Consider the following 21,957-nt stretch of genomic DNA (forward strand, 5'->3'; position numbering starts at 1 on the left):
ACGTCAAAGTGCCCGTTCGCGGCATTTTCGGAAGGACGATATGACATGACCGTCATGACGGGCACCAACACCGCCGGGTTCGACCGCGAGGTCACGACGCAGGCCCTGAACAAGGACTTGCAGGACAAGGGCTTCATCGTCACCACGACCGAGGACATCATCAACTGGGCGCGCACCGGGTCGCTGCACTGGATGACGTTCGGTCTGGCCTGCTGCGCGGTCGAGATGATGCATACCTCGATGCCGCGCTATGACGCCGAACGGTTCGGCGTGGCCCCGCGCGCCAGCCCGCGCCAGTCGGACGTGATGATCGTGGCCGGAACGCTGACCAACAAGATGGCCCCGGCGCTGCGCAAGGTCTATGACCAGATGCCCGAGCCGCGCTATGTCATCTCGATGGGTTCGTGCGCCAATGGCGGCGGCTATTACCATTACAGCTATAGCGTCGTGCGCGGCTGCGACCGGATCGTGCCGGTGGACATCTATGTGCCCGGCTGCCCCCCGACCGCCGAGGCGCTGCTTTACGGAATCATGCAGTTGCAGCGCAAGATCCGCCGCACCGGCACCATCCGGCGCTAGCCGGGGAACAGGAAAGCCCATGACCGCCGCCCTGGAAGAACTCGGCGCCCATATCGCCGCCCGCCGTCCCGATTGCGTGCTGGGACACGAGATCGCGCGCGGCGAGCTGACCGTGCAGATCGCGCTGTCGTCGCTGGTGTCGATGACCGATTTCCTGAAGACCGACCGCACCTGCCGGTTCACCACGCTGATCGACCTGACGGCGGTGGATCATCCCGACCGCGAGACACGGTTCGATCTGGTCTATCACTTCCTGTCGATGCACCAGAACCACCGCATCCGGCTGCGCACCGCGATCCGCGAGGACGAGATGGCGCCGTCGATCACCGGCGTCTATCCGGCCGCCAACTGGTTCGAGCGCGAGGTGTTCGACATGTTCGGCATCCTGTTCACCGGGCATCCCGACCTGCGCCGCATCCTGACCGATTACGGATTCCGCGGCCATCCCTTGCGCAAGGATTTCCCGACCACGGGTTATACCGAGGTGCGCTATGACGAGACGGTCAAGCGCGTCGTCTACGAGCCGGTGAAGCTGGTGCAGGAATACCGGCAGTTCGACTTCATGTCGCCTTGGGAAGGGGCGGAATACGTCCTGCCCGGCGACGAGAAGACGGAGGCGAAGTGATGGCGTTTCGCAGGAGGACGGGGCGATGATGGACGGCGACATTCGCGGCCATGTCTATGACGACGGATCGCACGACGCGCTGACCGGCGAGCAGCGGATCCGCAACTTCAACATCAATTTCGGGCCGCAGCATCCCGCCGCCCACGGCGTTCTGCGGCTGGTGCTGGAGCTGGACGGCGAGATCGTCGAACGCTGCGATCCGCATATCGGCCTTCTGCATCGCGGCACCGAGAAGCTGATGGAAAGCCGCACCTATCTTCAGAACCTGCCCTATCTGGACCGGCTGGATTACGTGGCGCCGATGAACCAGGAACATGCCTGGTGCCTGGCGATCGAGCGTCTGACCGACACGCCGGTGCCCCGGCGCGGCCAGTTGATCCGGGTGCTCTATTCCGAGATCGGGCGCATCCTGTCGCATCTGCTGAACGTGACCACGCAGGCGATGGATGTCGGCGCGCTGACCCCGCCCTTATGGGGGTTCGAGGAGCGCGAGAAGCTGATGATCTTCTACGAACGGGCCTGCGGCGCGCGGCTGCACGCGGCCTATTTCCGGCCCGGCGGCGTGCATCAGGATCTGCCGCCCGACCTGATCGAGGATATCGACGCCTGGGCGGTCGAGTTTCCCAAAGTGCTGGACGATATCGACGGCCTGCTGACCGAAAACCGGATCTTCAAGCAGCGCAACGTCGATATCGGCGTGGTCAGCCCGCAGGAAGCGCAGGATTGGGGTTTTTCGGGCGTCATGGTGCGCGGCAGCGGCATGGCGTGGGATCTGCGGCGCGCGCAGCCCTATGAATGCTATGACGAGTTCGCGTTCCAGATCCCGGTCGGCCAGAACGGCGACTGCTTCGACCGCTATCTGGTGCGGATGGCCGAGATGCGCGAATCGACCTCGATCATCCGGCAGGCCTGCGCCAAGCTGCGCGCCGAGCCTGGCCCGGTGCAGACCAAGGGCAAGATCGCCCCGCCCCGTCGCGGCGACATGAAGACGTCGATGGAAGCGCTGATCCATCACTTCAAGCTTTATACCGAAGGCTTCCACGTGCCCGAGGGCGAAATCTATGCCGCGGTCGAGGCGCCCAAGGGCGAGTTCGGCGTCTATATCGTCGCCGACGGCACCAACCGCCCCTATCGCGCCAAGCTGCGCGCGCCGGGCTATCTGCACCTTCAGGCGATGGACCATATCAGCAAGGGTCATCAACTGGCGGATGTCGCGGCGATCATCGGCACGATGGATGTCGTGTTCGGCGAGATCGACAGGTGATGCGTCGGCGGATCGCCACGGCTGCGCTGCTGGCGCTGGCGCTGCCCTGTGCGGCATGGGCGCAGCAGGGCGATGACGGGCCGGAATCGGCCAAGGCGCTTGCGGAACGCGGCTTCGTTCCCTTCGGGGTCAGCCCGGCGGGCGGGGCCGTTTTCGGGATGATCGACGGGTCCGACATCCGGCTTTGCTTCTTCGCGGATGGCGAGGACGGAGGCCAGTGGCGGGGCCAGGTCGAGCGGTTCCGGCATGGCGGCGGCGGATCGGTGCCGACGATCGGCCTCGTCTGCATACCAACACAGTAGGATTACGATGCTTCGCCGACTTTACCACGACCAGCCCGCCTCGTTCGCGTTCACGCCCGCCAATCTGGACTGGGCGCGCGCGCAGATGACCAAATATCCCGACGGACGGCAGGCCAGCGCCGTGATCCCGCTGCTATGGCGCGCGCAGGAGCAGGAGGGTTGGCTGAGCCGCCCGGCCATCGAGGAAGTCGGCCGGATGCTGGACATGGCCTATATCCGCGTGCTGGAGGTGGCGACGTTCTATTTCATGTTCCAGCTTCAGCCGGTGGGCAGCGTGGCGCATGTGCAGATTTGCGGCACGACATCGTGCATGATCTGCGGTGCCGAGGATCTGATCGCCGTCTGCCGCGAGAAGATCGCGCCGAAGGCCCATCAACTGAGCGCGGACGGCCGTTTCAGCTGGGAAGAGGTCGAGTGTCTGGGCGCCTGCGCCAACGCGCCGATGGCGCAAATCGGCAAGGATTATTATGAGGATCTGACCGCCGACAGCCTTGGCGCGCTGCTGGACCGGCTTGCCGCCGGCGAGGTGCCGCGGCCCGGACCGCAGGCAGGGCGGTTCGCGTCCGAGCCGGCCGAGGGACGCACGTCGCTGACGCAGGGTGATGCGTCCGAGGCGCACAATGCCAGCGTGGCGCTGGCGATCGCGCTAGGAGACACGATCCGCCGGATCGACGGGACCGAGACGCCGCTGCGCACGCCCTGGCAGAAGGCCGACGCACATGCGCAGCCGGCGCGACAGAACGACGATCTGCTGGGGCCGCGCGGCATGACCGGCCCAACGCCGGGGCCGAAACCCGGCAAGGACGAGCCGGTGGACGATACCGGCACGACCGTTCAGGAGGCCGACGCCGAGGATGTCGCCCGCCCCGCCGAGGGCGACCCGGCGCCCGGTGGCAGCCAGCCCGCACCCGGCACCGGCCCGAGGCCCACGGACGGCCACGCTCCGGCCGGAAGTGCCGATGGCGACAGCCCGCCGCCGGGCGAGGGACGCGAGGGCGCCCGCCCCGGCCCGTCGCCGCTGAACCGGACCGACGATTGAGCGTTCGGGTCGCGGCGGGGCAGACAGGGGCTGCGTGACCCGCTAGCGTCGGGATGGACGCAAACAGCGGGAGTGCGCGAGATGGCCGGACTGAAGCGGGAGACGACGACCTTCGTGGCGGTGGTGGCGGGTGCCGCGGGGGTATTCACCCTGCTTGCTCTGCTCATCGTCGGGTTCGAATTTCTGAGTGCGCTACTGATGGCCCTGATCGTCGGCGGCGTCGCGGCGGCGGTGCTGGTTCTGGGATACCCCGACGATCTTGCCCGGTGGAGCGGAAGCGACGCAAAAGCCCCCGAGGCCGGAGACGCGCCCGCTGCCGTGACCGGGGCGGATGCCGGCGGAATGGCGATGAACGACCCCGTGGTCACACCGTCGCAGAGTTCGGACCGGGTGGAGCGTAGCGGCACCGCCGATGAAGCGCCCGCTGCCGTTGGCGCGTCCGAGGTAGAGGCCCGGCCCGGCATGCCGGACGACGATCCGCGCGATGCGGCGGTGGCGCATCCGGGGGCGGAAGGGACGGCATCGGTCGAGGCGGACGACGCGCCGGGGGATCTGGATGCGCCGATGCCGCTCGAGGGCGATGCGGAAGGCGTGTCCGAAGCCGAAGCGCGGCCCGATGGCAATGCGGAACCGGCGGAACGAAGCGCCGAGGGCACGTCCGAGGCCCAGGCGCGGCAGGAGAAGGCCAGCGACGATCCGGCCGATGCGGCCGTGGCGCATCCGGGGGCGGACGGGGCGGCATCGGTCGAGGCGGACGACGCGCCAGGGGATCTGGACGCCCCCTTGACGCCCGAACCGGGGGCCGGAGGCGCGTCGGAGGTCGAAGCGCGGCCCGAGGGTGACGACGGGGCGGTGCCGGGGATCGAGCCGTCGCGGCTGGATGCGGCGCGAGACGGGGCCGGGGACGACTTGCAGCGCATTCGGGGCTTCGGGCCGAAGCTGGCCGAGATGCTGAACGATCTGGGGTTCTATCACTTCGATCAGATCGCCGGCTGGACACCGGCGGAAGTGGCTTGGGTGGACGACCGTCTTGAGGGGTTCAAGGGCCGTGTCCTGCGCGACGACTGGATCGGGCAGGCCCGCGCGCTGGCACAGGGCGACGGACCGGATGCGGCGTCCGGCGAAGGGCGGGACGATGCGCGCGACGACTGACCGGGGCGCGATCCCGTGAACGATGATCTGGCGCAGGCGCGGCGGGCGCGGACCATCGGCTTTGTCATGGCGGGCACGATCGTCGCATGGTTCGGTCTGCAATTTCTGGCCGCGCGGCTGAACTGGCCGGTGCGGCTGATGGGGCTGATCGACCTTGTCGTTCTGGCGGTGTTCGTCTGGGGGCTGATCGGGACATGGCAGCTTTGGCGCGCGCGGCGGGACCGCGACGAATAGCGCCGCGGACGGCCCGGACCCGTGACACCGATGCCGCATTGTGCCAATGACGGCGCAGACGGCCCAGCCCGCAGCCCGAGGATAGGACGATGCTGAAAGACAGCGACCGGATTTTCACCAACCTGTACGGCATGTACGACCGCAGCCTGGCTGGCGCCAAGGCGCGCGGCGCCTGGGACGGCACGGCGGACCTGATCGGCAAGGGTCGCGACTGGATCGTGCAGGAGATGAAGGACAGCGGCCTGCGCGGCCGGGGCGGCGCGGGCTTTCCGACCGGGCTGAAATGGTCGTTCATGCCCAAGGAAAGCGACGGACGCCCGGCCTATCTGGTGGTCAATGCCGACGAGTCGGAGCCGGGCACCTGCAAGGATCGCGAGATCATGCGCCACGATCCGCATACGCTGATCGAGGGCTGTCTGATCGCGTCCTTCGCGATGAACGCGCATGTCTGCTATATCTATATCCGCGGCGAATATATCCGCGAGCGCGAGGCGCTTCAGGCGGCCATCGACGCCGCCTATGACGACGGCCTGCTGGGACCGAACGCCGCCGGATCGGGCTGGGACTTCGACCTTTACGTCGCCCACGGCGCGGGCGCCTATATCTGCGGCGAGGAGACCGCGCTGCTGGAATCGCTGGAAGGCAAGAAGGGCATGCCGCGCATGAAGCCGCCCTTTCCGGCGGGCGCGGGCCTTTACGGCTGTCCGACCACGGTGAACAACGTCGAGAGCATCGCGGTGGTGCCGACGATCCTGCGGCGCGGGGCGTCGTGGTTCGCGGGGTTCGGGCGGCCCAACAATGCGGGCACCAAGCTGTTCGCGATTTCGGGGCATGTGAACCGGCCCTGCGTCGTCGAGGAGGAGATGTCGATCACCTTCCGCGAACTGATCGACCGCCATTGCGGCGGCATCCGCGGGGGGTGGGACAACCTCAAGGCCGTGATCCCCGGCGGGTCGTCGGTGCCGCTGCTGCCCGGACGCATCATGCAGGACGAAGCCATCATGGATTTCGACTGGCTGCGCGAGCAGAAGTCCGGTCTGGGAACGGCGGCCGTGATCGTGATGGACCAGAGCACCGATGTCATCAAGGCGATCTGGCGGCTGGCCGCGTTCTACAAGCATGAATCCTGCGGCCAGTGCACGCCCTGCCGCGAAGGGACCGGCTGGATGATGCGGGTGATGGAGCGTCTGGTGAAGGGCGACGCCGAGCCGGCCGAGATCGACATGCTGCTGGACGTGACCAAGCAGGTCGAGGGGCACACGATCTGCGCCCTGGGGGATGCCGCCGCCTGGCCGATCCAGGGGCTGATCCGGCATTTCCGTCACGAGATCGAGGATCGCATCGCCCACAAGCGCGGCGGCCGCATCGCGGCGGAGTAAGGGCTGCCGCAGCGCCGTGCTTGCGCCGGTGGCGGCCGTCTGTAGATTGCGCGCATCGAGGGGGTGACGGCATGCGGACCATCGTTCTGATCGGCCTTGTCGCGGCTTTGGGCTTGCCGGGCTGCGACCTGCTGCCGACGGTTAACCGCCGCGCGGTGCCCGAAGCGCCCTTGCCCTATACCGCGCGCATCTCGACCGAGCGGGGATCGCCGGACTTTCTGGTGTCGGTGCGGGCGGGGAACGCGCCGCTGCCGGCGTTCCGGGAATCCGCGCGATACGAAGGCACGCGCTATTGTCTGGACAGGTTCGGCACGTCGGACATCGACTGGCGGATGAACCCGGCCAGCGGGGATTGGGCAGTTGTGCGCGACCGGGCGGGAAACGCTGTCGTCGGCGGGGCGTGTTCGGGCCGCTGACGCGCTGTCGCGATCTTGACTTGAAGCGCCGCGCGGCCCGCCCTTAAGTTGAGCGCGCCGCCAATCCGATACTGGAGAGACCGATGCGACTGCGTTTCCTGCTGCCCCTGATCCTGATGGCGTCCAGCGGATCCGTCGCCGCGCAGGGCGCGCTGGAGCGGGATCCGATCGTCCGCGCGGGGTTCTATGCCATCGGGCTGGCCGACGAGGTGCGGCGCAACTGCCCGCAGATCTCGCCCCGGCTGGTCAGGGCCTACAGCTATCTGAAATCGCTGGAATCGTATGCGCGCAATGCGGGGTATTCCGAAGCCGAGATTCAGGCGCTGACGAAGAACAAGGATGCCAAGAACGCCCTGCGCGCCGAGATCCGCGCCGACCTGGCCAGCCGCGGGGCGACGCCCGGCAACGCGTCCGGCTATTGCGCCGTCGGGCGGCAGGAGATAGCGCGCGGCACCGAAGCGGGAAAACTGTTGCAGGAGAACTGACATGCTGCGCGCGATGACGACCGCCCTGATCCTGGCGCTGCCGCTGCCGGCCGTGGCCCAAAGCTTCGATCTGCCCGAGCGGAGCGCGGCGCCGCAGGGCCGGATCATCCTGCCGATCCCGCCCGAGATCCTGTTCGCGCCGTTGCCGGGCCGGTCCTTCGACATGTGGGTGACGAATCGTCTCAGCTACGAGGCGGCGCAGCGCGTGGCGGCACCGCAGGCCGCCGCCTATTGCCTGCGGACCTTCGGCATCCGCTTCGCGCGTGTCGACGAGGTCGCGCGCTATTCCGACGCGTTTCTGGATCGCTGGGGCTTCAAGGGCTATTGCGAAGGCTGACGTCGCGCGACAAAAGCACGCCGGGGCGAACGGGACGGTTCACCTTGGCGGCGATAGGCGCTAGGGACGGCACCAGGCGCGGGGCATCCGGGGTCGCACCCCTTCGCGCGAATGACGGAGAGAGCGGCATGAGCGATCTGCGCAAGATCACGATCGACGGACGCGAGGTCGAGGTCGACCCCGCGCTGACCCTGATACAGGCCTGCGAACAGGCCGGCATCGAGATCCCGCGCTTTTGCTATCACGAGCGGCTGTCGATCGCCGGCAATTGCCGGATGTGCCTGGTCGAGATCGTGGGCGGGCCGCCCAAACCCGCGGCAAGCTGCGCCATGCAGGTGCGCGACCTGCGCCCCGGCAAGGACGGCGCGCCGCCCGAGGTGCGCACCAACAGCCCGATGGTGAAGAAGGCCCGCGAGGGGGTGATGGAGTTCCTGCTCATCAATCACCCGCTGGATTGCCCGATCTGCGACCAGGGCGGCGAATGCGACCTTCAGGATCAGGCGATGGCCTATGGCGTCGATTTCAGCCGCTATCGCGAGCCGAAACGCGCGCAGGCCAACCTTGATCTGGGGCCGCTGGTGGGCACGCACATGACGCGCTGCATCTCGTGCACCCGCTGCGTGCGGTTCATCACCGAAGTCGCGGGCATGCCGGAACTGGGCCAGACAGGGCGCGGCGAGGATGCCGAGATCACGTCGTATCTGGGCGCCACGCTGGAAAGCGAGATGCAGGGCAACATCGTCGATCTGTGCCCGGTGGGCGCGCTGACCAGCAAGCCCTATGCGTTCACCGCCCGGCCATGGGAGTTGAGCAAGACCGAGACCATCGACGTCATGGACGCGATGGGCAGCAACATCCGCGTCGATACCAAGGGGCGCGAGGTCATGCGCATCCTGCCGCGCAACCACGACGGCATCAACGAGGAATGGCTGGCCGACCGGTCGCGTTATGTCTGGGACGGATTGCGCCGTCAGCGGCTGGACCGGCCCTATCTGCGCGTCAACGGCAAGCTGCGCCCGGCGACATGGCCCGAGGCACTGGCAGCCGCCGCCAGGGCGATGACGGGACGGCGCGTGGCCGGGCTGATCGGCGATCTGGCCCCGGTCGAGGCGGTGTTCGCGCTCAAGCACTTGGTCGAGGGGCAGAGCGGTCAGGTCGAGTGCCGTCTGGATGGCGCGCATCTGCCGGCCGGGAACCGCGCGGGCTATGCCGGGACCGCCACCATCGCGGATATCGACCATGCCCGCCGCATCCTCATCGTCGGCGCCAACCCGCGTGCGGACGCCCCGGTGCTGAACGCGCGGATCCGCAAGGCCTGGATCAACGGGGCCGATGTGGCGCTGGCCGGCGTGCCGGTCGATCTGACCTACGATTATGCCCATCAGGGCGCCAAGCCGGACGACATGGCGGCGCTGGACGGCGACGGGCCGGGGCTGGTCATAATCGGCATGGGGGCGCTGCGGCGCAAGGACGGCGCGGCGATTCTGGCCCGCACCAAGGCGCTGGCGGACGCGATGGACGGCGGATTGCTGATCCTGCACACCGCCGCCGGGCGCGTCGGCGCGATGGATGTGGGCGCGGTCAGCGATGGCGGTTTCGCCGGGATGGAACCGCCCGAGACGGTTTTCCTGCTGGGCGCGGACGAGGTCGAGATCGGGGCGGGTCCGACCGTGATCTATCAGGGCAGCCACGGCGATCGCGGCGCGCACCGGGCCGACATAATCCTGCCGGCCAGCGCCTGGACCGAGGAGCACGGGCTGTTCGTCAACCTGGAAGGGCGTCCGCAACTGGCCCTGCGCGCGGGCTTCGCGCCCGGCGAAGCCAAGGAGAACTGGGCGATCCTGCGCGCCCTGTCGGCCGAGATGGGCGCGACGCTGCCCTACGATTCGCTGGCCGAGCTGCGTCGCGCGCTGATCAAGGCGGTGCCGCATCTGGGCCTGCCGGGCGAGGTTCCGATCAACGAGTGGCGCGATACGGGCGATTCCGGCACGCTGGACGGCGCACCCTTCGCGCTGCCTGCCGTGGACCATTACCTGACGAACCCCGTCATGCGTGCCAGCGTGCTGATGGCCGAGCTCAGCGCCAATGCGCGGGCGCGGCGGCAGACCGCGCTGGCGGCGGAATGACCCGCCCGCGCGTCGCGCCGCAGGGTGACGGATCGGCGAACGGGGTGGCATCCGGTGGCCGGATGGGGTTTATAGCGCCTTGCCAGCCGCACCGCGCGCAATGCCGCGCGATGCGACGGATCTGATTTGCTGGAGCAGTGAGGGCCGATGTCCGAATTCCTTGTTACGCCGGGCGGAATCGCCCTGATCATCGCGGCGCAATCGCTGCTGATCGTGGCCTTCGTGATGATCAGCCTGCTGTTCCTGGTCTATGGCGACCGCAAGATCTGGGCCGCCGTGCAGATGCGGCGCGGCCCCAACGTGGTGGGCGCCTTCGGCTTGCTGCAATCGGTCGCGGATGCGCTGAAATACGTCCTGAAGGAAGTCGTCGTGCCCGCCGGGGCGGACCGCACGGTGTTCATCCTGGCGCCTATGGCGTCCTTCGTTCTGGCAATGGTGGCCTGGGCGGTCATCCCGTTCGACGAGACGTGGGTGCTGGCCGACATTAACGTGGCGGTGCTGTTCCTTTTCGCGGTGTCCAGCCTCGAGGTTTACGGCGTTATCATGGGCGGCTGGGCCTCGAACTCGAAATACGCGTTCCTCGGGTCGCTGCGGTCGGCGGCGCAGATGATTTCCTATGAGGTGTCGCTGGGGCTAATCATCATCGGCGTCATCATAACCACGGGCAGCCTGAACTTCGGCGACATCGTGCGCGCGCAGGACGGGGCGCTGGGAATCTTCAACTGGTACTGGCTGCCGCATTTCCCGATGGTGTTCCTGTTCTTCATCTCTTGCCTGGCGGAAACCAACCGCGCGCCGTTCGATCTGCCCGAAGCCGAGTCGGAACTGGTGGCGGGCTATCAGGTCGAATATTCCTCGACCCCGTTTCTTCTTTACATGGCGGGGGAATACATCGCGATCTTCCTGCTTTGCGCGGTGATCTCGCTGCTGTTTTTCGGCGGCTGGCTGTCGCCGGTGCCGTTCCTGCCGGACGGGGCCTTCTGGATGGTGCTGAAGATGGCGTTCTTCTTCTTCATGTTCGCCATGGTGAAGGCCGTCGTGCCGCGCTATCGCTATGACCAGCTGATGCGCCTGGGCTGGAAGGTGTTCCTGCCGTTCAGTCTGGCCTGGGTGGTGCTGGTCTCGTTCTTCGCGCATTTCGGACTGTTCGGCGGCGCCTATGCCCGCTGGGCGATCGGGGTATAAAATGATTGTCAGTTGCATGGTGAGGAAATGACCGTCGAAGCTTCTACATCGGTGTCCCGCGATACGAAGGCCATGATGGCCTTTCAGAACGACAGGAAATCGACGGGCGTCGCCTATCTTCTGTGGTTCTTCCTGGGGGGTTTCGGGATCCACAGGTTCTATTTGGGAAAGACCACGAGCGCGGTGATGATGCTGCTGCTATCGCTGTTTTCGTGGCTGACGCTGGCCTTCGTAATCGGATTTTTCACGCTTGCGATCTGGGGCATCTGGATGTTGGTGGACCTTTTCCTGATCCCCGGAATGGCGCGGGCCCATAACGAGCGACTGGCGGCAAGCCTGTCTCTCTGACCACGAGGAGATACGACCATGGCCAGTATCGACTATGTCCGCGCCGGGAAGTACTGGCTGCTTTTCGACATGTTCAAGGGGCTGGGGCTGGGGTTCAAATACTTCTTCTCGCCCAAGGCCACGCTGAACTATCCGCACGAGAAGGGGCCGCTTTCGCCGCGCTTCCGGGGCGAGCATGCCTTGCGCCGCTATGCCAACGGCGAGGAACGGTGCATCGCGTGCAAGCTGTGCGAAGCGATCTGTCCCGCCCAGGCGATCACCATCGACGCCGAACCGCGCGCCGACGGCAGCCGCCGCACGACGCGCTATGACATCGACATGACCAAGTGCATCTATTGCGGCTTCTGCCAGGAAGCGTGCCCGGTCGATGCCATCGTCGAGGGGCCGAATTTCGAGTATTCGACCGAGACGCGCGAAGAACTTTACTATGACAAGGCCAAGTTGCTGGATAACGGCGAACGCTGGGAAGCCGAGATCGCGCGCAATCTGGAAATCGACGCGCCGTATCGGTAGGGGACGGACATGACCGCGCATCTTATCGCCTTCTATCTTTTCGCCATCACGGTGGTCGCCGCGGGCCTGTTCACGGTCATCGCGCGCAACCCCGTTCATTCGGTGCTTTGGCTGATCCTGGCCTTCCTGTCCTCGGCGGGGCTTTTCGTGCTGCTGGGGGCCGAGTTCGTGGCGATGCTGCTGGTCATCGTCTATGTCGGCGCGGTCGCGGTGCTGTTCCTGTTCGTCGTGATGATGCTGGATGTCGATTTCGCCCAGCTTCGGGGCGAGATGGCCAGATACGTGCCGGTCGCTCTGCTGATCGGCGTGATCCTTCTGATGCAGCTCGGCATCGTGTTCGGCGTCTGGCAGGTCTCGCCGCTGGCGGACGAATTGCGGCAAGCCGATCCGGCGGTCTATGCCAACGCGTTCAACACGCAGATCATCGGGCAGCTCGTCTATGACGATTATATCCTGCTGTTCCAGCTTGCGGGGCTGATCCTGCTGGTGGCGATGATCGGCGCGATCGTCCTGACGCTGCGCCACCGGGCGGACGTCAAACGGCAGAACGTCGTGGCGCAGATGATGCGCGATCCGGCGCAGGCGTTGCAGATGCGGGACGTGAAGCCGGGTCAGGGGCTTTAGGGCAACGGACGGCAAGGGAAAATCGGGCGCGCCACCTTGCTTGTGGCCGCGCACCGGGCGTAAAGGCAGGGCCATGATCGGCATCGAACATTATCTCACCGTGGCGGCCATGCTGTTCGTCATCGGCATTTTCGGTCTGTTTCTGAACCGCAGGAACATCATCATCATACTGATGAGCATCGAACTGATGCTGCTGGCCGTGAACATCAACTTCGTCGCGTTCAGCGCGTATCTGGGCGATCTGGTGGGGCAGGTCTTCACGCTGTTCGTGCTGACTGTCGCCGCCGCCGAGGCCGCGATCGGGCTGGCGATCCTGGTCTGCTTCTTCCGCAATCGCGGGACCATCGACGTTGAAGACGTCAACGTGATGAAAGGCTGATTCCCGTGACGACCATCATCCTTTTCGCCCCGCTGCTGGGCGCGCTGATCTGCGGTTTCGGCTGGCGCATCCTGGGCGAGGCCGCCGCGCAGTGGACCGCGACGGCGCTTCTGTTCCTGGCCGCCGCCCTGTCCTGGGTCGTGTTCCTGACCTTCGACGGCCAGACGCAGCAAATTCCCATCGCCGCCTGGATCGAAAGCGGTTCGCTGGTCACGGACTGGGCGATCCGGCTGGACCGGCTGACCGCGATCATGCTGATCGTCGTCACGACGGTGTCGGCGCTCGTGCATCTCTACAGCTTCGGCTACATGGCGCATGACGATAATTTCCGCCCCGGCGAAAGCTATCGGCCGCGGTTCTTCGCGTATCTGTCGTTTTTCACGTTCGCGATGCTGATGCTGGTGACGGCGGACAACCTGCTGCAACTGTTCTTCGGCTGGGAGGGGGTGGGCGTCGCGTCCTATCTGCTGATCGGGTTCTACTTCCGCAAACCCAGTGCCAACGCCGCGGCGATCAAGGCGTTCGTCGTCAACAGGGTGGGCGATTTCGCCTTCCTGCTGGGCATTTTCGCGATCTATTTCATGGTCGATTCAATCCAGTTTTCGACCGTGCTGGCGTCGGGGCCGGCTTTGGCACAGGCCGAGATGACGTTCCTCTGGCGCGACTGGAACGCGGCCGAGGTGATCGCCGTGCTGCTGTTCATCGGCGCGATGGGCAAGTCCGCGCAGCTTTTCCTGCACACCTGGCTGCCCGACGCGATGGAAGGCCCGACGCCCGTTTCCGCGCTGATCCATGCCGCGACGATGGTGACGGCGGGCGTGTTCCTGGTCTGCCGCATGTCGCCGATCATGGAATTCGCGCCGAACGCGCTGGTCTTCGTGACGTTTATCGGGGCGACCACCGCGTTCTTCGCGGCGACGGTCGGTCTGGTGCAGACCGACATCAAGCGCGTCATCGCCTATTCGACCTGTTCGCAGCTCGGTTACATGTTCGTGGCGGCCGGCGTCGGCGTCTATTCGGCGGCGATGTTCCATCTGTTCACGCATGCCTTCTTCAAGGCGATGCTGTTTCTGGGTGCGGGATCGGTCATTCACGGGATGCACCACGAACAGGACATGCGGAATTACGGCGGCCTGCGCCACAAGATGCCCTGGACCTTTTGGGCGATGATGATCGGCACGCTGGCGATCACCGGCGTCGGCATTCCGCTGACCCATATCGGGTTCGCGGGCTTCCTGTCGAAGGACGCGATCATCGAAAGTGCCTGGGGCGCGCATTCCGGGATCGGTCTTTATGCCTTCTGGATGCTGGTCATCTCGGCGCTGTTCACCAGCTTCTATTCGTGGCGGCTGATGTTCCTGACCTTCTTCGGCAAGCCGCGCGGCGACCGCCATACGCACGAACACGCGCACGAATCCCCGCCGGTGATGCTGGTGCCGCTGGGCGTGCTGGCCGTGGGCGCGGTGCTGGCCGGAATGATCTGGTACAATCCGTTCTTCGGCGATCACGAGGATGTCGAGACGTTCTTCGGCATCCCCGCTGTCTACGCCGCCGAGGACGGGGGCGAGGGTGTCGTCGCGGCGATCGAGGATCTGGCCGAGGGCGACGTGGAAGGCGCGGGGCTTGCCGTGACCGAGGACGCCATCGGCGACGAGCCTGCCCAGCCCGTGCTGCTGCATCCGGCGCCGGGTGCCGGCGCGATCTATATGGGCGCCGAGAACCATGTTCTGGAAGAAGCGCATCACGCGCCCGTGCTGGTGAAGGTCAGCGCCTTCATCGCCATGCTGATCGGGTTTGTGGCCGCCTGGGTCGCCTATGTCTGGCGGGTGGCGCTGCCGGGGCAGATCGTTGCGCAGATGGGACCGGCCTATCGTTTCCTTCTGAACAAATGGTATTTCGACGAGGTCTATGACGCGGTGTTCGTCAGGCCCGCCCGCAGGCTGGGCGCGTTTTTGTGGCGCCGCGGGGATGGCGACGTGATCGACGGGGGCATCAACGGCGTGGCCTTGGGGATCATTCCGTCGATCACCCGCCTCGCCGGGCGCGCGCAGTCGGGATACATCTTTCACTATGCGTTCGCGATGGTGCTGGGCATCGCGATCCTCGTCACCTGGATGACGCTTGCCGGAGGCGCGCGATAACATGGACAGCCTTCTGTCGATCGTCACCTTCATCCCGCTGCTTGCCGCGATCATCCTGGCGTTGTTCCTGCGCGGCGACGACGCGGCGTCGCAGCGCAACGCCAAGTGGCTGGCGCTGATCGCGACCGGGGCCAGCTTCGTCCTGTCGCTGATCGTTCTGGCGCAATACGACCCCGAGGTAGCCGGCTTCCAGATGGTCGAACGGCACGACTGGCTGCTGGGCCTCAACTACAAGGTCGGCGTCGATGGCATCAGCGTCCTGTTCGTTCTGCTGACCACGTTCCTGATGCCGCTGGTGATCCTGTCGTGCTGGGACGTGACGTTCCGCGTCAAGGAATACATGATCGCGTTTCTGGTGCTGGAAACGCTGATGCTGGGCGTCTTCGTGGCGCTGGATCTGGTGCTGTTCTACCTGTTCTTCGAGGCCGGGCTGATCCCGATGTTCCTGATCATCGGGATCTGGGGCGGCAAGGAACGGATCTATGCCAGCTTCAAGTTCTTCCTCTATACCTTCCTCGGGTCGGTGCTGATGCTGGTGGCGATGATCGCCATGTATATCGACGCGGGCACCACGGACATTCCCGCCCTGCTGGGGCATTCGTTCAGCGCGGCGCCGGTCGGCATCGGCGCGATCACCCTGCCGGGCGGGTTGCAGACGCTGCTTTGGCTGGCCTTCTTCGCGTCCTTCGCGGTGAAGATGCCGATGTGGCCGGTGCATACCTGGCTACCCGACGCGCACGTTCAGGCGCCCACCGCCGGGTCGGTGGTGCTGGCGGCGATCCTTTTGAAATTGGGCGGCTACGGCTTCATCCGGTTCAGCCTGCCGATGTTTCCGGTGGCGTCCGATCTGCTGGCGCCGTTCGTCCTGTGGCTGAGCGCGATCGCCATCGTCTATACGTCGCTGGTCGCGCTGGCGCAGACGGACATGAAGAAGCTGATCGCCTATTCGTCCGTCGCGCATATGGGCTATGTGACGGCCGGGATTTTCGTTGCCAACCAGCAAGGGCTGGACGGCGCGATCTTCCAGATGATTAGCCACGGTTTCGTGTCCGGCGCGCTGTTCCTTTGCGTCGGTGTCATCTACGACCGGATGCATACCCGCGACATCGACGCCTATGGCGGGCTGGCCAACCGGATGCCGGCCTATGCGGCGGTGTTCCTGCTGTTCACCATGGCCAATGTGGGTCTGCCGGGGACAAGCGGGTTCGTAGGCGAATTCTTGACGCTGATGGGGATGTTCCAAGCGAATACCTGGGTGGCGCTGGTGGCGACCAGCGGCGTGATCCTGTCGGCGGGGTATGCGCTGTGGCTTTACCGGCGCGTCGTGCTGGGCGACCTGATCAAGGAGTCGCTGCGGTCGATCACCGACCTGACAGGGCGGGAAAAGGCGATCTTCGCGCCGCTGGCGGTGATGACGATCCTGCTGGGCGTCTATCCCGCGCTTGTAACCGACATCATCGGCCCGTCGGTCGCGCGACTTCTGGCCGGATACGACGTGGCGCTGCTCAACGCCGCCGCGCAAAGCGCCCTGGCGCTGAACTGAGGAACGAGAACCATGCTGTCAGCTGACGTCACCACGCTGCTGCCCGAGATCGGTCTTGCGGTCTATGCGATGATCGCCCTGCTGGGCGCGGTCTATACGACGAAGGACCGTGCGGCCCCGTTTCTGGTCTGGCTGACGGCGGCGCTGTTCGTCGTCATCGCCGCCTGGATCGGCCTGGCGGGGCAGGGCACCAATATCGCCTTCGGCGGCATGTTCATCGACGACGGGTTCGCGCGGTTCGCCAAGGTGACGATCCTGCTGAGCGCCGCCGCCGTTCTGGTGATGAGCCAGGACTATATGGAACGCCGGGGCCTTTTGCGGTTCGAGTTTCCGGTGCTGGTGACGCTGGCCGTCGTCGGCATGATGGTGATGGTCAGCGCCGGCGATCTGATGGCGCTCTATATGGGGCTGGAGCTGCAATCGCTGTCACTCTACGTCATCGCCGCCCTGCGCCGGGACAGCGTGAAATCGACCGAGGCGGGCTTGAAGTATTTCGTGTTGGGCGCGCTGTCGTCGGGTTTGCTGCTTTACGGCGCGTCGCTGACCTATGGGTTCGCGGGAACGACGCTTTTCCCCGGCATCATTTTGGCGGCGGGAACGGGCGCGGCACCGCTGGGGCTGTTGTTCGGGCTGGTCTTCATCGTCGCGGGGCTGGCCTTCAAGATCAGCGCCGTGCCGTTCCACATGTGGACGCCCGACGTTTATGAGGGCGCGCCGACGCCGATCACGGCGTTCTTCTCGACCGCGCCCAAGGTCGCGGCCGTGGCATTGTTCGCGCGCGTGGTCCACGATGCGTTCGGCGGCGTCGTGGGCGACTGGCGGCAGGTGCTGGCGGCTCTGTCGGTGGCGTCGATGTTCCTGGGCGCCGTGGCCGGGATTGGCCAGACCGACATCAAGCGGCTGATGGCCTATTCGTCGATCAATCACATGGGTTTCGCGTTGATGGGTCTGGCCAGCGGCACGGCGTTCGGCGTGCAGGCGATGCTGGTCTACATGGCGATCTACGTCACGATGAGCATCGGCACCTTCGCCTTCATCCTGACGATGGAAAAGGACGGACGCCCGGTGGTGCGGATCGACGCGCTGAACCTCTATTCCCGGCGCGAACCGGCCAAGGCACTGGCGGTGCTGGTGCTGATGTTCAGCATGGCCGGGGTGCCGCCGCTGGTGGGCTTTTTCGGAAAGTTCTATGTCCTGACGGCGGCGGTTCAGGGCGGGATGACCTGGCTGGCGATCCTGGGGGTCATCGCATCGGCAATCGCGGCCTATTACTACCTGCGCATCGTCTATCTGATGTATTTCGGCGTCGAAACCGACGCGTTGGACGGCGGCAGATCGCCGGTCCTCTGGGGGCTTTTGATGGTGTCCGCGGGGGCGATGGTGCTGGGTGTCGTCAACCTTTTCGGGATCGAGGGGGCAGCGGCAGTCGCGGCGGCGACCCTTGTCAACTGAGCCGGGCTGGCCGGAAGGATACGACCGCATCGTCCTGCGGACGGTGGACAGCACCAATGCCGAAGCCGCGCGTCTGGCGCCCGAACTGGGCCGACCGACATGGATCATGGCCGAAGAACAGCAGGCCGGGCGCGGCCGTCGCGGGACCGTGTGGCGGATGCCGGCGGGAAATCTTGCGGCCAGCCTGATCCTGCGGCCGACCGGAACGGCGGGATGGGCCGCTTTGCGGAGTTTCATGGCCGCGAATGCGCTATATGAAACGCTGGCGCTTTACGTCGATCGAACGAGGCTGGGGCTGAAATGGCCCAACGATGTCCTGCTCGACGGTGGCAAGGTGGCGGGGATCCTGCTCGAGGCGGCGGGCAGCGGCGGCGCGGTGGATTGGCTGATCGTCGGGGTCGGCGTCAATCTGGCGGCGGTGCCGGATGGCGTGACCGATGCCGCCTTCCCCCCGATCTGCCTGGCCGACGCCGGTGCGCGCGCCACGCCCGAGGACTTCCTGCTGCGGCTGGCCGGATTCTATGCGACCGAAGAGTCGATCCTGGAACAGCTCGGCTTCCAACCCATCCGCGAGAAGTGGCTGCGCGGCGCGGCGCGTCTGGGCGAGGAGATCACGGCGCGCACCCCGCAGGGCGAGACGCGCGGCCGGTTCCGGATCATAGACGAGGCTGGCCGGCTGGTTCTGGAAACCCCCCAGGGCGAGGTGCGCATCGCCGCCGCCGAGGTGTTCTTCTGATGCTGCTGGCGGTCGATTGCGGGAACACGAACACGGTCTTCGCCCTCTGGGACGGGACAGCGTTCGTGGCGACATGGCGCACCTCGACCGAATGGCAGCGCACGGCGGATCAATATTACGTCTGGCTGATGACGCTGATGAAGCTGCGCGGGATCGAGGGCGACATCACCGAGGTCATCGTCAGCTCGACCGTGCCGCGCGTGGTCTTCAACCTGCGGGTTCTGTCGGATCGCTATTTCAACACCCGCCCCCTTGTCGTCGGGCGACCGGGATGCCAGTTGCCTTCCGACCCCCGCGTCGATGCGGGCACGACCATCGGGCCGGACCGGCTGGTCAACACGGCGGGGGCCTTCGACCGACATGGCGGCGATCTGATCGTCGTCGATTTTGGCACGGCGACGACCTTCGACGTGGTGTCGAGCGACGGCGCCTATATCGGCGGCGTGATCGCGCCGGGTGTGAACCTGAGCCTCGAGGCTTTGCACAACGCCGCGGCGGCGCTGCCGCATGTGGACATCACCCGGCCGCAGGCCGTCATCGGATCGAACACGGTGGCTTGCATGCAGTCGGGTATCTTCTGGGGCTATGTCGGCCTCATCAAGGAAATCACGGCGCGCATCCGGGGCGACTACGATCGCCCGATGCGCGTCATCGCGACGGGCGGGCTGGCGCCCCTGTTCCAGCAGAGCGAGGCGTTGTTCGACGCCTTCGAGGACGAACTGACGATGCACGGGCTGACCGTCATCCACAGATACAACAAGGAACTTGAGAACACATGAGCAACGATAGGCTGATCTACCTGCCCCTGGGCGGCGCGGGCGAGATCGGGATGAACTGTTACGTCTACGGCTATGGTCCGCGCGACCGCGAACGGCTGATCGTCGTGGATCTGGGCGTCGCCTTCCCCGACATGGATACCAGCCCCGGCGTCGATCTGATCTTTCCCGATATCCAGTGGCTCGCCGACCGGCGCGACCGGATCGAGGCGATCTTCATCACCCATGCGCACGAGGATCACGTCGGCGCGCTGGGGCATCTGTGGGACAGGCTACGTGCGCCGGTCTATGCGCGTCAGTTCACCGCGATGAACGCCGTGCGGAAGATGGAGGAGCAGGGCGCCGATCCCGCCAATGTGCATGTCGTCGGCAAATGGCCCGAAACCGTCACGGCGGGTCCGTTCACGGTTGGCTTTCTGCCGGTCAGTCACTCGATCCCCGAATCCTCGGCGCTGGTCATCGACACGCCAGAAGGCCGGGTGATCCATACGGGCGACTTCAAGATCGACCACATGCCCGGCGTGGGCGAACCGTTCGACCGCGAGCTGTTCGCCCAGGTTTCGAAAGACGGCGTTCGGGCGCTGGTCTGCGATTCGACCAATGTCTTTTCGCCCCATGAGGGCCGCAGCGAAAGCACCGTCGGCCCCGAGATAGCGCGGCTGGTGGCCGAGCAGCCCGGCATGGTCGTGGCGACCACCTTCGCCAGCAACGTCGCACGGGTGCGGACGCTGGCGCAGGCCGGCATCGCCTCGGGGCGGTCGGTCTGCCTGCTCGGACGGGCGATGCGGCGGATGATCGAGACGTCGGTTCAGGCCGGGGTTCTGTCCGACTTTCCGTCCACGATCTCGCCCGAGGATGCGCGTGAAGTGCCGCGCGAAAGCTTGATGCTGATCGTGACGGGCAGTCAGGGCGAACGGCGCGCGGCCAGCGCGCAACTGGCGCGCGGCAAGTATCTGGGCCTGACCATGGCCGAGGGCGATACGTTTCTCTTTTCGTCCAAGACCATCCCCGGCAACGAGCGGGGGGTGATTCGCGTGATGAACCAATTTTCCGAAATGGGCGTCGATGTCGTCGATGACGATAACGGCCGGTATCACGTATCGGGCCACGCCAATCGTCCCGACCTGCTGGCGATGCACGAATTGACGCGGCCGCAGATGGTCGTGCCGATGCACGGCGAACATCGGCATCTGCGCGAACACGTCAAGCTGGCCACGGCCAATGGCCGCGACGGGGTTCTGGCACCGAACGGCACCTGCATCTCGCTGTCGGGCAACAAGCCCGAGGTGGTCGAATATGTCGAGACGGGGCGCACCTATCTGGATGGGTCGGTGCGGATCGGGGCGATGGACGGCGTGGTGCGCGACCGTATCCGCATGGCGCTGAACGGGCATGTCGTCGTGACGCTGATCATGGACGAGGACGACACGCCGCTGGGCGATCCGTGGGTCGAGTTGATGGGGCTGCCGGAAAAAGGCGTGTCCGGTGCGTCGCTGACCGAGGTGATGGAGGCCGATCTCGGCCAGTTCCTGCAACGCGCCGACGACAAGACGCTGCTGGACGACGACAAGCTCGACACCGGGCTGCGGCGTGTCGCGCGGCAGGTGGCCGTGACCGAAATCGGGCGCAAGCCCGAGGTGACGGTGGTGGTCAGTCGGTTGAGCTGACGTCCGCCGCCGCGTCGCCGTCGCGGCAAAGCCAGACGGCACCGCCGACGGCGACGACGCTGACCGCGGCCGCCCCCGCGACGGCCGGGGCCGCAAGCGCCGCGGTGACATTCGCTGCAGTGGTGCCGAGGCTGGTCGCCACGCTGGCCGCAGACCCCGAAAGGATCGCCGCCCCCGACGCATGCAGGATCGCGGTGGTGCGCGTCTCGCCGCCCTCGACATCGCGGCGCGTGGCGATGTCGGCCGCCGTTCCCGCCACCGACAACGCGCCGTCCTTGGCCGCGTTCACCTTGTCGCAGGTGGTCGTGGCGCAGCGGCCGCGATACGTACGCTCGCCCGGCACAAGGATGAAGCCCAGCTTCTCGTCGGGCAGCAGGCAATAAACCGCGATCTGATCGGCAGCGACTTCCTGGCTGAGAAAGGCGATCAGCGTTTCGCTGTCGCAGGCCGGCGGGCGGCCGATCAGACGGTTCAGACTGCCCGACGGCCAGGCCGTCAGCCGTTCGGTCAGGCCCGGCCTGGCCGGTTCCAGCGGCAGCGCGTCACGGTCGATGGTCAGCACGGTCGAGTTGACCTCGGCGCGGCAAAGCTCGGCCGCCATAGCCGGGGACGAAATCAGCGCAAGGGTGGCCAGCAGACGCAGCATGTCACCCGC

Annotated in this window: 24 protein-coding genes; 23 read left to right on the plus strand and 1 reads right to left on the minus strand. The window is 66.1% G+C overall.

All coding sequences use genetic code 11. The features are described 5' to 3' along the window. Positions 1 to 54: 54 nt before the first annotated feature. The 23 genes from OCGS_RS04245 to OCGS_RS04355 all read left to right on the plus strand — a co-directional run bounded on the left by OCGS_RS04245 (position 55) and on the right by OCGS_RS04355 (position 21,302). Positions 55 to 579, plus strand: coding sequence for a NuoB/complex I 20 kDa subunit family protein (locus tag OCGS_RS04245; protein WP_040610520.1), 525 nt, complete (start codon positions 55 to 57; stop codon positions 577 to 579). Positions 580 to 598: 19 nt separating this feature from the next. After that, a complete protein-coding gene (locus tag OCGS_RS04250) occupies positions 599 to 1,204 on the plus strand; it encodes an NADH-quinone oxidoreductase subunit C (protein ID WP_007425997.1) in 606 nt (201 codons plus the stop codon). Positions 1,205 to 1,229: 25 nt separating this feature from the next. Next, positions 1,230 to 2,468: an NADH-quinone oxidoreductase subunit D gene (locus OCGS_RS04255; protein WP_007425998.1), complete on the plus strand. Its 1,239-nt coding sequence runs from the start codon at positions 1,230 to 1,232 to the stop codon at positions 2,466 to 2,468. Then, positions 2,468 to 2,770, plus strand: a complete 303-nt coding sequence (locus OCGS_RS04260) for a hypothetical protein (protein WP_007425999.1) — start codon at positions 2,468 to 2,470, stop codon at positions 2,768 to 2,770. The genes OCGS_RS04255 and OCGS_RS04260 overlap by 1 nt, the downstream gene beginning before the upstream one ends. Positions 2,771 to 2,777: 7 nt before the next feature. After that, positions 2,778 to 3,809, plus strand: a complete 1,032-nt coding sequence (nuoE, locus tag OCGS_RS04265; protein ID WP_007426000.1) for an NADH-quinone oxidoreductase subunit NuoE — start codon at positions 2,778 to 2,780, stop codon at positions 3,807 to 3,809. A gap of 81 nt (positions 3,810 to 3,890) precedes the next feature. Beyond that, positions 3,891 to 4,961: a hypothetical protein gene (locus tag OCGS_RS15300; protein ID WP_007426001.1), complete on the plus strand. Its 1,071-nt coding sequence runs from the start codon at positions 3,891 to 3,893 to the stop codon at positions 4,959 to 4,961. Between the two features lie 15 nt (positions 4,962 to 4,976). Continuing rightward, complete coding sequence (locus OCGS_RS04275) at positions 4,977 to 5,195, plus strand: DUF5337 domain-containing protein (protein ID WP_007426002.1); 219 nt, start codon at positions 4,977 to 4,979, stop codon at positions 5,193 to 5,195. An 89-nt stretch (positions 5,196 to 5,284) separates the two neighbouring features. Continuing rightward, positions 5,285 to 6,574, plus strand: a complete 1,290-nt coding sequence (nuoF, locus tag OCGS_RS04280) for an NADH-quinone oxidoreductase subunit NuoF (RefSeq protein ID WP_007426003.1) — start codon at positions 5,285 to 5,287, stop codon at positions 6,572 to 6,574. A 71-nt stretch (positions 6,575 to 6,645) separates the two neighbouring features. Beyond that, positions 6,646 to 6,990, plus strand: a complete 345-nt coding sequence (locus OCGS_RS04285) for a hypothetical protein (RefSeq protein WP_007426004.1) — start codon at positions 6,646 to 6,648, stop codon at positions 6,988 to 6,990. Between the two features lie 83 nt (positions 6,991 to 7,073). Next, positions 7,074 to 7,475 carry a DUF5333 domain-containing protein gene (locus tag OCGS_RS04290; protein ID WP_007426005.1) on the plus strand — a complete coding sequence of 134 codons (402 nt, stop codon included), beginning with the start codon at positions 7,074 to 7,076 and terminating at the stop codon, positions 7,473 to 7,475. Position 7,476: 1 nt separating this feature from the next. Further along, the gene (locus OCGS_RS04295) at positions 7,477 to 7,812 is read left to right on the plus strand and encodes a hypothetical protein (protein WP_007426006.1); all 336 of its coding nucleotides are present in this window, start codon (positions 7,477 to 7,479) and stop codon (positions 7,810 to 7,812) included. A gap of 128 nt (positions 7,813 to 7,940) precedes the next feature. Then, complete coding sequence (gene nuoG, locus OCGS_RS04300; RefSeq protein ID WP_007426007.1) at positions 7,941 to 9,938, plus strand: NADH-quinone oxidoreductase subunit NuoG; 1,998 nt, start codon at positions 7,941 to 7,943, stop codon at positions 9,936 to 9,938. A 147-nt stretch (positions 9,939 to 10,085) separates the two neighbouring features. Further along, positions 10,086 to 11,123, plus strand: a complete 1,038-nt coding sequence (gene nuoH / locus OCGS_RS04305) for an NADH-quinone oxidoreductase subunit NuoH (RefSeq protein ID WP_007426009.1) — start codon at positions 10,086 to 10,088, stop codon at positions 11,121 to 11,123. A gap of 27 nt (positions 11,124 to 11,150) precedes the next feature. Continuing rightward, positions 11,151 to 11,471 carry a TM2 domain-containing protein gene (locus tag OCGS_RS04310; RefSeq protein WP_238538216.1) on the plus strand — a complete coding sequence of 107 codons (321 nt, stop codon included), beginning with the start codon at positions 11,151 to 11,153 and terminating at the stop codon, positions 11,469 to 11,471. 18 nt (positions 11,472 to 11,489) lie between these two features. Beyond that, a complete protein-coding gene (gene nuoI, locus OCGS_RS04315; protein WP_007426011.1) occupies positions 11,490 to 11,984 on the plus strand; it encodes an NADH-quinone oxidoreductase subunit NuoI in 495 nt (164 codons plus the stop codon). A gap of 9 nt (positions 11,985 to 11,993) precedes the next feature. Next, positions 11,994 to 12,608: an NADH-quinone oxidoreductase subunit J gene (locus tag OCGS_RS04320; protein ID WP_007426012.1), complete on the plus strand. Its 615-nt coding sequence runs from the start codon at positions 11,994 to 11,996 to the stop codon at positions 12,606 to 12,608. A gap of 73 nt (positions 12,609 to 12,681) precedes the next feature. Then, positions 12,682 to 12,987 (plus strand): NADH-quinone oxidoreductase subunit NuoK, encoded by a 306-nt coding sequence (gene nuoK, locus OCGS_RS04325; protein WP_007426013.1) that lies wholly within the window; start codon positions 12,682 to 12,684, stop codon positions 12,985 to 12,987. Between the two features lie 5 nt (positions 12,988 to 12,992). Then, complete coding sequence (gene nuoL, locus OCGS_RS04330; RefSeq protein ID WP_007426014.1) at positions 12,993 to 15,128, plus strand: NADH-quinone oxidoreductase subunit L; 2,136 nt, start codon at positions 12,993 to 12,995, stop codon at positions 15,126 to 15,128. A 1-nt stretch (position 15,129) separates the two neighbouring features. After that, a complete protein-coding gene (locus OCGS_RS04335; RefSeq protein WP_007426015.1) occupies positions 15,130 to 16,671 on the plus strand; it encodes an NADH-quinone oxidoreductase subunit M in 1,542 nt (513 codons plus the stop codon). A 12-nt stretch (positions 16,672 to 16,683) separates the two neighbouring features. Beyond that, positions 16,684 to 18,123 (plus strand): NADH-quinone oxidoreductase subunit NuoN, encoded by a 1,440-nt coding sequence (nuoN, locus tag OCGS_RS04340; RefSeq protein WP_007426016.1) that lies wholly within the window; start codon positions 16,684 to 16,686, stop codon positions 18,121 to 18,123. After that, positions 18,113 to 18,859 (plus strand): biotin--[acetyl-CoA-carboxylase] ligase, encoded by a 747-nt coding sequence (locus tag OCGS_RS04345; protein WP_007426017.1) that lies wholly within the window; start codon positions 18,113 to 18,115, stop codon positions 18,857 to 18,859. Before nuoN ends, OCGS_RS04345 begins: the two co-directional genes overlap by 11 nt. Then, on the plus strand, positions 18,859 to 19,638 hold the full coding sequence (locus OCGS_RS04350; protein ID WP_007426018.1) for a type III pantothenate kinase: 780 nt from the start codon (positions 18,859 to 18,861) through the stop codon (positions 19,636 to 19,638). Before OCGS_RS04345 ends, OCGS_RS04350 begins: the two co-directional genes overlap by 1 nt. Continuing rightward, positions 19,635 to 21,302: a ribonuclease J gene (locus OCGS_RS04355; RefSeq protein WP_007426019.1), complete on the plus strand. Its 1,668-nt coding sequence runs from the start codon at positions 19,635 to 19,637 to the stop codon at positions 21,300 to 21,302. Before OCGS_RS04350 ends, OCGS_RS04355 begins: the two co-directional genes overlap by 4 nt. Here the strand turns inward: OCGS_RS04355 and OCGS_RS04360 are convergent. Next, on the minus strand, positions 21,286 to 21,948 hold the full coding sequence (locus tag OCGS_RS04360) for a hypothetical protein (protein ID WP_007426020.1): 663 nt from the start codon (positions 21,946 to 21,948) through the stop codon (positions 21,286 to 21,288). The genes OCGS_RS04355 and OCGS_RS04360 overlap by 17 nt on opposite strands. Positions 21,949 to 21,957 lie beyond the last annotated feature (9 nt).

This window comes from Oceaniovalibus guishaninsula JLT2003 (genome assembly GCF_000299575.1).
Lineage (GTDB): Bacteria > Pseudomonadota > Alphaproteobacteria > Rhodobacterales > Rhodobacteraceae > Palleronia > Palleronia guishaninsula.

What these genes read in the sequence shown, in the direction of transcription:
- OCGS_RS04285 (WP_007426004.1), top strand. Translation starts at nt 6,646, where the DNA reads ATGCGGACCATCGTTCTGATCGGCCTTGTCGCGGCTTTGGGCTTGCCG.
- nuoI (WP_007426011.1), top strand. Translation starts at nt 11,490, where the DNA reads ATGGCCAGTATCGACTATGTCCGCGCCGGGAAGTACTGGCTGCTTTTC.
- nuoK (WP_007426013.1), top strand. Translation starts at nt 12,682, where the DNA reads ATGATCGGCATCGAACATTATCTCACCGTGGCGGCCATGCTGTTCGTC.
- nuoE (WP_007426000.1), top strand. Translation starts at nt 2,778, where the DNA reads ATGCTTCGCCGACTTTACCACGACCAGCCCGCCTCGTTCGCGTTCACG.
- OCGS_RS04350 (WP_007426018.1), top strand. Translation starts at nt 18,859, where the DNA reads ATGCTGCTGGCGGTCGATTGCGGGAACACGAACACGGTCTTCGCCCTC.
- OCGS_RS04320 (WP_007426012.1), top strand. Translation starts at nt 11,994, where the DNA reads ATGACCGCGCATCTTATCGCCTTCTATCTTTTCGCCATCACGGTGGTC.
- nuoF (WP_007426003.1), top strand. Translation starts at nt 5,285, where the DNA reads ATGCTGAAAGACAGCGACCGGATTTTCACCAACCTGTACGGCATGTAC.
- OCGS_RS04260 (WP_007425999.1), top strand. Translation starts at nt 2,468, where the DNA reads ATGCGTCGGCGGATCGCCACGGCTGCGCTGCTGGCGCTGGCGCTGCCC.
- OCGS_RS04355 (WP_007426019.1), top strand. Translation starts at nt 19,635, where the DNA reads ATGAGCAACGATAGGCTGATCTACCTGCCCCTGGGCGGCGCGGGCGAG.
- OCGS_RS04295 (WP_007426006.1), top strand. Translation starts at nt 7,477, where the DNA reads ATGCTGCGCGCGATGACGACCGCCCTGATCCTGGCGCTGCCGCTGCCG.
- OCGS_RS04310 (WP_238538216.1), top strand. Translation starts at nt 11,151, where the DNA reads ATGACCGTCGAAGCTTCTACATCGGTGTCCCGCGATACGAAGGCCATG.
- OCGS_RS04250 (WP_007425997.1), top strand. Translation starts at nt 599, where the DNA reads ATGACCGCCGCCCTGGAAGAACTCGGCGCCCATATCGCCGCCCGCCGT.
- nuoH (WP_007426009.1), top strand. Translation starts at nt 10,086, where the DNA reads ATGTCCGAATTCCTTGTTACGCCGGGCGGAATCGCCCTGATCATCGCG.
- nuoG (WP_007426007.1), top strand. Translation starts at nt 7,941, where the DNA reads ATGAGCGATCTGCGCAAGATCACGATCGACGGACGCGAGGTCGAGGTC.
- OCGS_RS04255 (WP_007425998.1), top strand. Translation starts at nt 1,230, where the DNA reads ATGATGGACGGCGACATTCGCGGCCATGTCTATGACGACGGATCGCAC.
- OCGS_RS04335 (WP_007426015.1), top strand. Translation starts at nt 15,130, where the DNA reads ATGGACAGCCTTCTGTCGATCGTCACCTTCATCCCGCTGCTTGCCGCG.
- nuoN (WP_007426016.1), top strand. Translation starts at nt 16,684, where the DNA reads ATGCTGTCAGCTGACGTCACCACGCTGCTGCCCGAGATCGGTCTTGCG.
- OCGS_RS04290 (WP_007426005.1), top strand. Translation starts at nt 7,074, where the DNA reads ATGCGACTGCGTTTCCTGCTGCCCCTGATCCTGATGGCGTCCAGCGGA.
- OCGS_RS04245 (WP_040610520.1), top strand. Translation starts at nt 55, where the DNA reads ATGACGGGCACCAACACCGCCGGGTTCGACCGCGAGGTCACGACGCAG.
- OCGS_RS15300 (WP_007426001.1), top strand. Translation starts at nt 3,891, where the DNA reads ATGGCCGGACTGAAGCGGGAGACGACGACCTTCGTGGCGGTGGTGGCG.
- OCGS_RS04360 (WP_007426020.1), bottom strand. Translation starts at nt 21,948, where the DNA reads ATGCTGCGTCTGCTGGCCACCCTTGCGCTGATTTCGTCCCCGGCTATG.